This is a genomic window from Bradyrhizobium sp. AC87j1, from assembly GCF_002936975.1.
Taxonomy (GTDB): Bacteria; Pseudomonadota; Alphaproteobacteria; order Rhizobiales; family Xanthobacteraceae; genus Bradyrhizobium; species Bradyrhizobium shewense.
The window spans coordinates 1-11,878 of sequence record NZ_PTFE01000041.1 but is presented as its reverse complement, the minus strand read 5'-3'; the positions used below and the strand labels follow the sequence as shown (position 1 = coordinate 11,878).

At 66.2% G+C, this 11,878-nt stretch carries 9 protein-coding genes; 2 read left to right on the top strand and 7 right to left on the bottom strand.

What is annotated here, in order from left to right; translation table 11 throughout:
- Positions 1-4: 4 nt before the first annotated feature.
- Complete coding sequence (locus tag CV770_RS21260; RefSeq protein WP_104463714.1) at positions 5-1,021, bottom strand: amino acid ABC transporter substrate-binding protein; 1,017 nt, start codon at positions 1,019-1,021, stop codon at positions 5-7.
- Positions 1,022-1,410: 389 nt separating this feature from the next.
- Here CV770_RS21260 and metC point away from each other — a divergent pair, with 389 nt between their 5' ends.
- Together metC and CV770_RS21250 are read left to right on the top strand one after the other, a co-directional pair.
- Positions 1,411-2,595 carry a cystathionine beta-lyase gene (gene metC, locus CV770_RS21255; RefSeq protein ID WP_104463713.1) on the top strand — a complete coding sequence of 395 codons (1,185 nt, stop codon included), beginning with the start codon at positions 1,411-1,413 and terminating at the stop codon, positions 2,593-2,595.
- 176 nt (positions 2,596-2,771) lie between these two features.
- Positions 2,772-4,463, top strand: a complete 1,692-nt coding sequence (locus tag CV770_RS21250) for a Na/Pi cotransporter family protein (RefSeq protein ID WP_104463712.1) — start codon at positions 2,772-2,774, stop codon at positions 4,461-4,463.
- A 9-nt stretch (positions 4,464-4,472) separates the two neighbouring features.
- On the opposite strand, the gene CV770_RS21245 is transcribed toward CV770_RS21250, so the two are convergent.
- The 6 genes from CV770_RS21245 to CV770_RS21220 all read right to left on the bottom strand — a co-directional run.
- Positions 4,473-4,811 (bottom strand): lipid-A-disaccharide synthase N-terminal domain-containing protein, encoded by a 339-nt coding sequence (locus CV770_RS21245; RefSeq protein WP_018323154.1) that lies wholly within the window; start codon positions 4,809-4,811, stop codon positions 4,473-4,475.
- Positions 4,808-5,560, bottom strand: a complete 753-nt coding sequence (locus CV770_RS21240; protein ID WP_165637340.1) for a glycosyltransferase family 2 protein — start codon at positions 5,558-5,560, stop codon at positions 4,808-4,810. Before CV770_RS21240 ends, CV770_RS21245 begins: the two co-directional genes overlap by 4 nt.
- A gap of 64 nt (positions 5,561-5,624) precedes the next feature.
- A complete protein-coding gene (locus tag CV770_RS21235; RefSeq protein ID WP_104463711.1) occupies positions 5,625-6,470 on the bottom strand; it encodes a phosphatase PAP2 family protein in 846 nt (281 codons plus the stop codon).
- 1 nt (position 6,471) lies between these two features.
- Positions 6,472-8,214, bottom strand: coding sequence for an ArnT family glycosyltransferase (locus tag CV770_RS21230; RefSeq protein WP_104463710.1), 1,743 nt, complete (start codon positions 8,212-8,214; stop codon positions 6,472-6,474).
- A gap of 50 nt (positions 8,215-8,264) precedes the next feature.
- The gene (pbpC, locus tag CV770_RS21225) at positions 8,265-10,373 is read right to left on the bottom strand and encodes a penicillin-binding protein 1C (RefSeq protein ID WP_104463709.1); all 2,109 of its coding nucleotides are present in this window, start codon (positions 10,371-10,373) and stop codon (positions 8,265-8,267) included.
- A gap of 122 nt (positions 10,374-10,495) precedes the next feature.
- Positions 10,496-11,878, bottom strand: a 1,383-nt coding sequence (locus CV770_RS21220) for an alpha-2-macroglobulin family protein (protein WP_502693607.1), incomplete at its 5' end; no start/stop codon positions are given.

The window sequence follows — 11,878 nt, the reverse complement described above, 5'->3', positions numbered from 1 at the left end:
ATGATCAGCGGATCGGCGGCGCGTACTGAAGACCGCCCTTGTTCCAGAGGTTGTTGAGACCGCGATTGATGGCGAGCGGCGAGCCGGCGCCGACATTGCGATCAAACACTTCGCCGTAATTGCCGACCGCCTTCACGATCCGCACCACCCAGTCCTTGGTCAGGCCGAGCTGTTCGCCGAAATTGCCGTCGGTGCCGAGGACGCGCTTCAACTCGGGATTTTCCAGCTTCGCTTTCTCGTCGACGTTCTTCGAGCTCACGCCAAGCTCTTCGGCGGTGACCATCGCGAACAGCGTCCACTTCACGATGTCGAACCACTGGTCGTCGCCGTGGCGCACCATGGGGCCGAGCGGCTCCTTCGAGATGATCTCGGGAAGCACCATGTGGTCGTTGGGATTGGCAAGCTTGAGACGGTTGGCGTACAGGCCCGACTGGTCGGTGGTGAAGACGTCGCAGCGTCCGGCCTCATAGGCCTTGACCGTTTCGTCGTTGGTGCCGAACGCGATCACCTCATATTTCATGTTGTTGGCCTTGAAGTAGTCGGCCAGATTCTGCTCGGTGGTGGTGCCGGTCTGCACGCAGACCGAGGCACTGTTGAGCTCGAGCGCCGAATTCACCTTGAGCGACTTCTTCACCATGAAGCCCTGCCCGTCATAATAGGTCACGCCGGTAAAATTGGCGCCGAGCGAGGTATCACGCGAGATGGTCCAGGTGGTGTTGCGCGAGAGCACGTCGATTTCGCCGGATTGCAGCGCGGTGAAGCGGTCCTTGGCGGACAGCGGCACGTACTTGACCTTGGTCGCATCGTTGAAGATCGCCCCGGCGATCGCCTTGCAGACGTCGACGTCGAGGCCGGTCCAGTTGCCCTTGTCGTCGGGCGAGGAGAATCCCGGCAGGCCCTGGCTGACGCCGCAGGACAGCATGCCCCGGTCCTTGACCGTCTTGAGCGTTTGCGCATCGGCGGCTTGGGCGGAGAGGCCGGTGGCGAGAGCAAGGGTGAGAGCCAGGGTTACGCGTTTCATGGGCTTTGGGCCTTTCAAAGTCGTCTCAAGGAACGTTATCTCAGGATCATCGCTGCCAGGGCCAGGCGTATCAAGGCCAGCCCTGCAAGAGTCATGCTGGAAAACCTTGCCGAACACCCGCCGATCCCGGGAGGCCATACCTTAATCCCCGCCGCAGGCGCCCGCCGATATGGCTGTGGCGCAAGGTCCGGTCAGACGATGGATCGAAGGTCGCGGCAGGCCCCTCAACATGCGGCGACTGAATAGCACCTGCGCATCACAGAACGACTGGCGTGCCGGGTCAAGGGGTTGACGGGACTCTTCTGTGTTCTGTTATTAACGACAGCGGCCTTTCGGCCAGCCCGTCAGGCGCCAAGCCCCAGCGGAAACGCGGTTTTGAAAGCAGACGCATGGATTCCTCGCACCCTCAAGAGCAGCAGGCCGAGACCCGGCTGGTCACCTCCGGCCGCGACACCAAGGCGCAGAAGGGGTTCGTCAATCCGCCGGTCTTTCACGGCTCGACCGTGCTCTACCCGACCGCCGAGGACCTGCACGCCCATCGCGGCGAATTCACGTATGGCCGCCACGGTTCCCCTACCACCAAGGCGTTTCAAGAGACGCTGATGGCGCTGGAGGGACCGCAATGCGCCGGCGTCGGCATCGTCCCGTCGGGGCTGTCGGCGATCTCGACCACCCTGCTCTCGGTGCTCAAGGCCGGCGACAATCTCCTGGTCTGCGACAACGTTTATCGGCCCTCGCGCAATTTCTCCAACGGCCTGCTCACCCGCTTTGGCGTCGAGACCACCTATTTCGATCCGATGATCGGCGCCGGCATCGACAAGCTGTTCAAGCCGAACACCCGGGCGGTGCTGGTGGAGGCGCCAGGCTCGCAGTCGTTCGAGATGCCGGACATTCGCGCCATCGCCGAAGTCGCGCATGGGCGCGGCGCGCTCGTCATCGACGACAACACCTGGGCGACGCCACTCTATCACCGCTCGCTCGAACAGGGCGTCGACATCAGCATGCAGGCCGCCACCAAATATATCGGCGGCCATTCCGACATCATGTTCGGCACCATCTCGGCCAATGCCAAGGCCTGGCCGCAGATTGCGGAAGGCATCCGCCTGCTCGGCGTCTGCGCCGGACCCGACGACGTCTTCCTGGCGCTGCGCGGCCTGCGCACGCTGTCGGTGCGACTGGCGCAGCATCATCGCTCCGGGCTCGACATGGCGCGCTGGCTGGCTGGCCGACCCGAGGTCGCGCGCGTGCTGCATCCGGGTCTCGAGACCGATCCCGGTCACGCGATCTGGAAGCGTGACTTCACGGGCGCCTCGGGCCTGTTCAGCATCGTGCTGAAGCCGGCCCCGCAGAAGGCCGTCGACACCATGCTGAACACGCTCAAACTGTTTGGCATGGGTTTTTCCTGGGGCGGCTTCGAGAGCCTTGCGATTCCCTTCGATTGCGATGCCTATCGCACCGCGACCAAGTGGTCGCCGGGCGGCCCGACGCTGCGCCTGCATATCGGACTGGAGAGTGTCGACGACCTCAAGGCCGATCTCGACCGCGGCTTCGCTGCCCTCAAAGCGGCAATGTGAGCCTGCTCACAAGGCATCTCGACTGCGGACGCGCCAACGCGCGCCGCGGCGGACGCGCAACGCGCCGCGGGAACGTGCAGCTGGCGTAAACGTTAACGCCAACGCGCCAACAAAAGGTTTGAACCTCAAGCATTTGGCGCTAGCCTCACCAATCGACTCCAATCCGGACACGGAGCATGGGAACGTTGGTTCTGCTCGATCTGATGGGCGGCGTTGCGCTGTTGCTGTGGGGCCTGCATATGGTCCACAGCGGGATCTTGCGCGCCTTCGGTCCCGACCTCAGGCGCCTGCTCGGCAAGGCGCTGAGCAACCGCGCCAGCGCTTTCACCGCCGGCCTCGGCCTCACCGCGCTGCTCCAGAGCAGCACCGCGACCGCCCTGATCACGAGCTCGTTCGCAGCCGAGGGGCTCGTCAGCCTCGCCGCTGCGCTCGCCATCATGCTCGGGGCCAATGTCGGCACGACGCTGATCGTGCAGGTGCTGTCGTTCAACATCGCAGCCGTCGCGCCGGTCCTGTTCGTGCTCGGCCTCGTCGCCTTCCGCTCCGGCCCGCGCTCGCGGATCAAGGACATCGGCCGCGTCTGCATCGGCCTCGGCCTGATGCTGCTCTCGCTGCACATCCTGCTCGACACGCTGGCGCCGGCGGAGAACGCACCGGGCGTCCGCATCGTGATGTCGGCCATCACGGGCGATCCCATATTGTGCATCGTCATCGCTGCCCTCGTCACCTGGGCCGTGCATTCGAGCGTCGCCAGTGTCCTCCTGATCATGTCGCTGGCCTATTCGCAGTTCATCACGCCGTACGCGGCGCTAGCGCTGGTGCTCGGAGCCAATCTCGGCAGTGCCATCAATCCCGTGTTCGAGGGCGCCAGGCGTGACGATCCCGCGAGCTATCGCCTGCCGGTCGGCAATCTCGTCAACCGCGTCGTCGGGATTGCCCTCGTCCTGCCCTTCCTGGGCACGATCGCCGAGCACATGCACGCCTGGCAGCCCGATCTGGCCAAGATGACGGCGGCTTTCCACATCGCCTTCAATGTCGGCACCGCCGTCGTCTTCATCGGCCTGCTCGACACCATGTCGCGCCTGCTCACCCGCCTCCTGCCGGATCGCGTGCAGGAGGCCGACCCAGCCCGGCCGCGCTATCTCGACGAGACCGCGCTGGAGACGCCGTCATTGGCGCTCGCCGACGCCGCCCGCGAGACGCTGCGGATGGGCGATCTCGTCGAGGTCATGCTGCGCAAGGTGATGGCGGCGATGATGACCGGCGACCGTGCCTTGGTCGACCAGGTCTCCAAGATGGACAATTTCGTCGACGGTCTCGACGAGGCCATCAAGCTCTACGTGACCAAGCTGATGCGGGGCAGCCTCGACGAGAGCGAAGGGCGGCGCGCGATGGAGATCATCTCCTTCGCCATCAACCTCGAACATATCGGCGACATCATCGACAAGAGCCTGAGCGAACTCGCCACCAAGAAGATCAAGCGACGCTTCCAGTTCTCGGCGGAAGGGGCCGACGAGCTCGCCGCCTTCCACAAGCGCACCATGGACTCGCTGCGGATCGCCTTCGGCGTCTTCATGTCGGGCGACGCCAACGAGGCGCGCAAGCTGCTGGTGGAGAAAACTGCACTGCGCAACACCGAGCTTGCCGCAGTCGAGCGCCACCTCGACCGCCTGCGCGAGGGTCGCCCCGAAACCATCGAAACGACCTCGCTGCATCTCGACGTGCTGCGCGACCTCAGGCGCATCCACTCGCACATCTGCTCGGTCGCCTACCCAGTGCTCGACGCGGCCGGCGTGCCCTATCGCAGGACCGAGGCGGAGACAGCGGCCCTGCCAGCCTCAGGCGCGGCCTCGGCGTTGCCGCGCTAAAACCTGGGCTCAGCGATCGAGCGTCTTCGAGGCGCGGCCGCGGTTCTTGATGATCAGCATGATGTTGCGGATATAGATGATGGTCGCGAGCGATTGTCCGAGGATGATGACCGGCTCGCGCTTCACGACGCCGTAGACCAGCGTCATCAGCCCGCCGCCCATCGAGCAGAACCAGAACGCCATCGGCACCACGCTGTTGCCGGCGCGCTCGCTCGCGATCCACTGCACCAGGAAGCGCGCGGTGAAGAACAGCTGCGCGACGAGGCCGAACGCCAGCCAGAAATCGAACTTGGCGACGAAGACGTCGTAGAGATAGTTGCTCAGCGCCTGACCGTATTGAATGATCATGCGTTCACCTCAGTCACATCGGGTGTCGGCTTCTTGCGGCGGATCAGCCACCACACGCCGGCGAGATCCATGATGCCGATCCACAGCCGGTCGAAGAAGCCGTAGTTGGACACGCCGGAATGGCGCGGCCGGTCGATCACGTCGACATAGGCGATGTCGTAGCCTTCACGCCGGACCAGCGCCGGCAGGAAGCGATGCAGCCCGTCGAAATAGGGCATCATCAGGAAGACCTCGCGCCGGAATGCCTTCAGCCCGCAGCCGGTATCCCGCGTGCCGTCCTTCAGGATGGAGTTGCGGACGCCGTTGGCCACGCGCGACTGGAATTTCTTGAAGCCGGTATCCTTGCGTCCGACGCGCTGCCCCGCGGCGAGGCCGACGCGCCCTGCTCCCTTCTCGACCGCCGCGATCAGGTCGGGGAGGAAGGCCGGATTGTTCTGGCCGTCGCCATCGAGCGTCGCCACGATCGCGCCGCGCGCCGCGCGCACGCCGCTGCGCACGGCCGCGGACTGGCCGCCTGATCTGGCATGGCGGAGTTGGCGCAGATTGTCCCGCTGCGCCATGATCGCCGCGAGCCGTTCGCCGGTCGCATCGGTCGAGCCGTCGTTGACGTAGATGATCTCGTAGGCCCAGCGGCCATCGAGCGCGGCGCCGATCTCCGCGATCAGCGGCGCGATGTTGTCGGCTTCGTTGCGCACGGGAACGACGATGGAAACCGAGGGCTGGGAAACCGAAGGCTGGGACGACGACAAATCGAGGCTCGTGGTTGGAATGGGCCTTCCCGGGGAACCGGCGGCCCCCGACAAGCAGCCGCTTTTATGGGGCGGATGCCCCGCGGGCAACCCTTTTGAGATGGCCCGAAACCGCCCCGGCAAGGGGCACAATGGTGCCATCGGCGCAGATGGCGAAGCCCAGCCGCCTGGCCGCGAACCAATAGCGGACCGCCATGGCGCCGACCGTGCCGACCAGGGCGCCGGCCACGACGTCGCTCGGGTGATGCGCGACCAGCACCAGACGCGTCAGCAGGATCACGATTGCGTAAGTGAACATGAACACGCGCAGGCGCGGCCACAATGCCGATACTGCAAATGCCAGAGCGAACGCTGCCACGGCATGGCCCGACGGCAGACTTGCATAGGCCCCCGTCCCCTCGAACGGCACGAAGTTGAACGGATTGGCCTTGCCGCCGACAAACGGACGTCCGCGGCCGATGATATATTTCAGGACCTCGGCAACGAATGCCGACACGGCAATCGACAGAAACACAAACTGCAGCCGTGTGCCGAGACCGAGGAGCAGCGCGCGGCTTGTGCCGTGAAGCCCGGCCGCAACGAGCGCCAACACCACCAGCAAGCCCCCGAGCACCGAGAGCAGATACTCGTCCTTGCCGAAATCGGTGAGGATGCGGATCGGCCACAGGCTTGGCGTGCCGCGCGCCGGCATCAGCTGGATCTCGGTCTGGTCGAACGCGAGCATCAGCGCAATGATCAGGGCCGCGCCCGCCGCGCTGAGCCACAGCGAATGTCGCGCCAGTTTTCGCGCGGCCTCTGCGCGGCGCGAATGCGAGGGCGTGCGGACGAGCTGCGCCAGCGCGCGCCGGGACACGGCGAGCAATTGCGCGGGATAGCCCGGACGGGGCGCGGGGCTGGTCGTAACAGGCATCCTATTCGGTGCCTTCCGAGCGGAAGATCGAGATCGAAATCGCGCGCCCTTGCGAGAAATTATAGCCGTCGATGCGGGTACCGACCTTGTAGCGCAGCCCGATCGCCTCAGCGCGCTGCACGAAGCTCCGCTCCGAACGCTGCTCGATCAGCGCAAAGCGGCAGCTGCCCTGCCTCAGGAAGTCGGCCGCACCCGACCCGTCCGTGAGCAGGGTCTGGGTGCCCGTCAGGAACACGAGACTCGGCTCGTGATAGCCGGCAGCCGCCGCCTTCGGCCCGACGCAAGTGACGTTGCGCAAGGCGCGCGCGATCTCGATGCTCGGAAACAGCGGCGTCAGCGACGGCAGCACGATGCCATACACCACCACCGCCAGCATCAAGGCCGCGACCAGCGCGTTGAGCAGCGAGCGCTCGGCGCGATTGTTGTCGTAGAGCCACCAGGCGAACAGGCCGAAGATCAGCGATGCCGCGATGAACGGCCAGGCCACAAAAGCCGGCTGCCGCGTCAGCATCACCGCGCCGACCACCGCGATGATGGAGGTGGCCGCGGGGATCGCGAACCACCAGGCCGAACCGCGCATCAGCCAGGAGCGCGACAGCACGCGCCGTTCCACCGCGCCGGCGGTGAGGATGGCGATCGCCGGATACAGCGGCAGCACGTAATGCGGCAGCTTGGTCAGCACCGCCTCGAACACGATCCAGGACGGGATCAGCCAGGCCAGCAGAAACTGCGCGCCGGGCTCGCGCCTAGCCCGCCACACCGCAGGTGCCGCCATCGCCGCGAGCGGCGCGCCCGGCCAGAACGTGATCCAGAACAGCGCGAGGTATAGTCCGGGCGGCGCACCATGGGATTCCTGGGCGCCGATCTTGCTCAGCATGTCGCCGCCGACGGAATCGGCAAAGAAGGCATCACCCGCGCGCCAGAAGATCGCGACGAACCAGGGCAGCACCAGCACCAGCATCCACATCAGGCCCCAGACCGGGCGCAGCTTCCACAGCCAGGAGGCATCGCGGTCCTGGATCGCGAGCGCGACGATGGTCAGCGCCGCGAACATCAGGATCAGCGGACCCTTGATCAGGATGCCCACCGCAAGCGCGGTCCAGAAGATCGCGGGCCAGCTCCAGGGCGGATGCGTCTCGTCCTCGGCGCGCTGCCAGGACAGATAGGCGCGCGCCATCGCACCCATCGCGGCGGTCACGCAAAACAGCAGCATCGCGTCGGTCTTGGCCAGCCGCGCCTCGACGCCGAGCAGCACCGAAGCGCACATCATCAACGCCGCCAGCACCGCGGCGCGCCGCGTGACGAAGCCGAGCGCCGCCCAATAGGTCATGAGCACGGCACCGATCGCCCCGAACAGCGACGGCAGCCGGTAGACCCAGATTCGCAATTCGGCCTTCGGCAGCTTGAGCATCGAGGCGGCTTCGACCGTCGCCGATTGCAACCAGTAGATGCCGACCGGCTTCTTGTAGCGGACGTCCTCCTGAAAGCGGATATCGACATAGTCGCCGCTCTCGACCATTTGCTTGGTGGCCTGGGCGAACCGCGCCTCGTCGCGATCGATCGGCGGGATCGTGAAGAAGCCCGGCAGGAACAACAGCAGCGCGCACACGAGCAGGAAGGCGACGGCGCGGGCATGGCTGGCCGTGACGACATCGAGCATGCGCACGAGCCCGCTGCCCGGATTCGCGGGCGATTTCGGCTCGCGGGGAGCTCCAAAACGGGGTGTAGGATAGGTCTCGGCCATTGGTTCCGCTTACGCTGAAACCGCCATCGCCACAACCGCTTGAGGCAGGGTCATTGAATTCGAATGACAACTGTGTCCGCGGCGCCCGTGGCGTCGATCACGGTGAGCCGCGCAAAGCCCGGACCGGGCGGATCGATCAGGCGCTGGCGGCGGCCATCGATCTCGCCGAGCGCCGTGCCGTTAACCATGACGGTCATGGGCAGCACGCCGCCAGCGACCTTGACCGGCATCGCGGCGCTCTCCTGCCCCCCGGAGCGATCGACGTCGATCCGCGAGGCGTTCAGCGGGAACTGGATGTGCAGCGCCTGCTCGCGGCCGGTCCGCACCAGTTCTCCCACCGGACGGAACCGCTTCAGCGGCAACGGCAGCTTGGCGTTGCTGGCAACCAGGGTTCCCCTTGGCGGCTTCGGCAACGCGGCCAGAGTCTTGCCGGTGCGAGCGAAGGCATCGAACAGGATCGGTGCGGCGGCGACGCGCCCGATCAGGCCTGGAACCGGCGCGCCATCGGGTCGGCCGACCCAGACGCCGATGGTCATCCGGCCGTCGAACCCGACCGACCAGGCGTCGCGATAGCCGTAGGAGGTCCCGGTCTTGAAAGCGATGCGGTTGTGAGCGGCGTTCTCTGGCGGCGGCGTTCCCAGCAGCACGTTGCCGACCTGCCAGGCCGCGACCTGATCCAGCAGCCGGAGTGGCTCGCGGTCGTCCTTGTCAGCCATCACCTCGCGCAGCGGCTTGGTGGTGCCGAGGCGGGCAAAGCCCGTATAGAGCTGGGCGAGATCCTGCAGCGTCACGCCGACGCCGCCGAGCCCCATGGCGAGCCCCGGCGCTTCGTCCTTGGGCAGAACCAGATTGCCGCCGGCCTGCCGGAGCCGCGAGGCCAGTCGGCTGGAGCCCACGCGGTCGAGCAGCACGATCGCGGGCACGTTCAGCGAGAGTTGCAGCGCCTTCCTCACGGGCACCGTGCCCTGGAAGGTCATGTCGAAATTTTCCGGCGCGTAGGAGCCGAAGCGGACCGGCCGGTCGTCGATCAGGCTCTCCGGATGGACGAAACCGTCCTCGAAGGCGAGCCCGTAGATGAAGGGTTTTAGCGTCGATCCCGGCGAGCGGATCGCGCGGGTCATGTCGACCTGCCCTGCCCGGCTCTCGTCGAAGTAATCGGCCGAACCGACGCGGGCGAGCACGTCGCCGCTCTCGTTGTCGACCACGATGATGCCGACCGAGATGTTCGGCCCGAGCGCAATGGCACGGTCGCGGGCCAGCGGCTCCAGCACCTTCTGCAAATTCGCATCCAGCGTCAGCTTGATGACCGGCGTATCCTTGACCGTCGACAGCGCGGTATCGGAGGCATGCGGCGCCAGGATCGGCATCGGCTTACGGAGCTTCGGCACGGGCACGGCCTTGGCCTGCCTTGCGTCGTCTGCGCTGACCACATGCTCCTCGACCATACGGTCGAGCACGCGATCGCGCGCCTTGCGCGCGGCCTCCGGATGGCGGTCGAGGCGGCGCGTCTCCGGCGACTGCGGCAGCGCGACCAGCAGCGCGGCTTCGGCCAGCGACAGGCGCTTCGGCTCCTTGCCGAGATAGCCGATCGAGGCGGCGCGGATGCCCTCGAGATTGCCGCCATAAGGCGCCAGCGCGAGATAGAGGTCGAGGATCTGCTCCTTGCTCATGCTGCGCTCGATCTCGATCGCGCGCACCATCTGCCGCAGCTTGGCGTAGAGCGAACGCTGTCGCCGCGGCTCCATCAGCCGCGCCAGCTGCATGCTGATGGTCGAGCCGCCCGAGACGATGTGGCCGCGCGTCGCCAGCTGCAACGCGGCGCGCCCGAGTGCGAGCGGGTCGAGACCGTTGTGCCTGTAGAAGCGCTGGTCCTCATAGGCGAACAGCAGCTTCAGATAGGTCGGGTCGACGCTGGATTTGGCATCGACCGGCAACCGCCAGCGGCCGTCCGCCATGGCGTAGGCCCGCAGCAGCTTGCCGTTGCGGTCGACGATGGTGGTGGAGACGTGCCGGGCTTCGTCGAGCGGGAGAGGTCCGAGGGAGTAGACCCAGCCGACGAAGCCGGTGATGGCGAGGATGAAAGAGAGTGCGAGGGCGGAGAGGATACGAAGGCCGCGGCCCCTTGCTGCATCATGGCCGGGCTTGTCCAGGCCATCCATGTTCTTGCCCGCTGCGCCACAGTTCGTGGATGCCCGGGACATTTGCGCGAAGACGCGCTTCGCGCTTTTGCCCGGGCATGACGACTGAGTATGTGGCTCCGCTGCGCTCATTCAATCAGCACTCACTTCGCCGCCCGCACCTCGACGGTGCCCGTGCCCGTCCGGCCGTAGCGCGAGGGATTGTACATGTCCTCGACATAGGCTTGCGGCAGCACGTACTTGCCGGGCGAGACCACGCGCACGATATAGGCGACGGTGAAGACCGACTTCGAATCCGAGGCGCGATCGACCGCCGCAGTGAACCGGTCGTCGCGGAACTCGGTATCCTCAGGCTCCTCGCCGTCTTCGATCCAGTCCAGCGTGCCGCTGTCGCCCGACGAGACCAGCTTCGGGTTGTCGATCTCGAGGCCGGCCGGCAGATAGTCGGACACCATGATGTGGCCGTACTCAGGCTTGGCCTCGGTGATCTTCAGCACCACAGCGAAGCGCTGGTTCTGCTTGACCTTGCTGATGTCGGCCGGCTTGCCGTCGAGCGTGAAGTAATTGCGCTCGATCTTGAAGCCGTTCGATGCTGCCGGCTCCGGCGTCACCGGCGAGCCAGACACCGAGACCACCGCCTGCACCGGCGCATCGCCGGTGTTGGTGATCTTCAGCGGCTTGCCCTCCAGCGTCGCGGCCTTATAGCTGCGGTACAGCGCGGTCTTGATCGGCTGACCGTCCACTTCCATGGACAGGTTCTCCTTGGCCAGCGCCCGCGCCGCCAGCACCAGCCACGCATTCTCCTGCGTGGAGGTGTAGGGCGTCAGCCCGCGCGCGGTCTCGACCCGCGACACCGCCTGCGTCAGCGTCGCCTTCGGTGCGTTGCCTTCGCTGGCAAGCGACACCAAAGCTGCGGCATCGCGAAGCTGCGAGCCGTAGTCCGTGCGGCCGAACTCCAGGACGGGCTTTGGCGCGAGGCTGTCGAGCGCGGCGCCGTACACGCGTTCGGCGCGGTTGCGGTCGCCGACGAGAGCGAGCGCCGCCGCGAGCTGCGACTTCGCGATCGGGGTTGCGAGGTTGCTGAGCTTGGTGTCGGCAAGATAGCGGAGATCGCCGATCGGCGCCGCGCCGTTGCGGGCGAGCACATAGAGGCCATAGGCGAGATCGCGCCCGCCGTCCTTCTCCGGCTCGTTGCCGTTGACGACGGAGTTGCGGATGCGGTCGAGCGCGTTCTTGAACAGCACGTCCGGCACCGCAAAACCCTTCTCACGGGCGCGGGTGAGGAAGTCCGTCACATAGGCGTCGAGCCAGGCATCGTCGCCGCCGGCCGACCACAGGCCGAACGAGCCGTTCGAGCCCTGACGCGCCAAGAGCCGCTCGATCGCGTCGCGGATGCGCTGGTCGACCTCGGTATCCATGGCGAGGTGCGCGCCGGCCGCGAGGTCGTTGACATAGAGCAGCGGCATCGCGCGGCTCGTGATCTGCTCCGAGCAGCCATAGGGATAGCGGTCGAGCGCTTTCAGGAT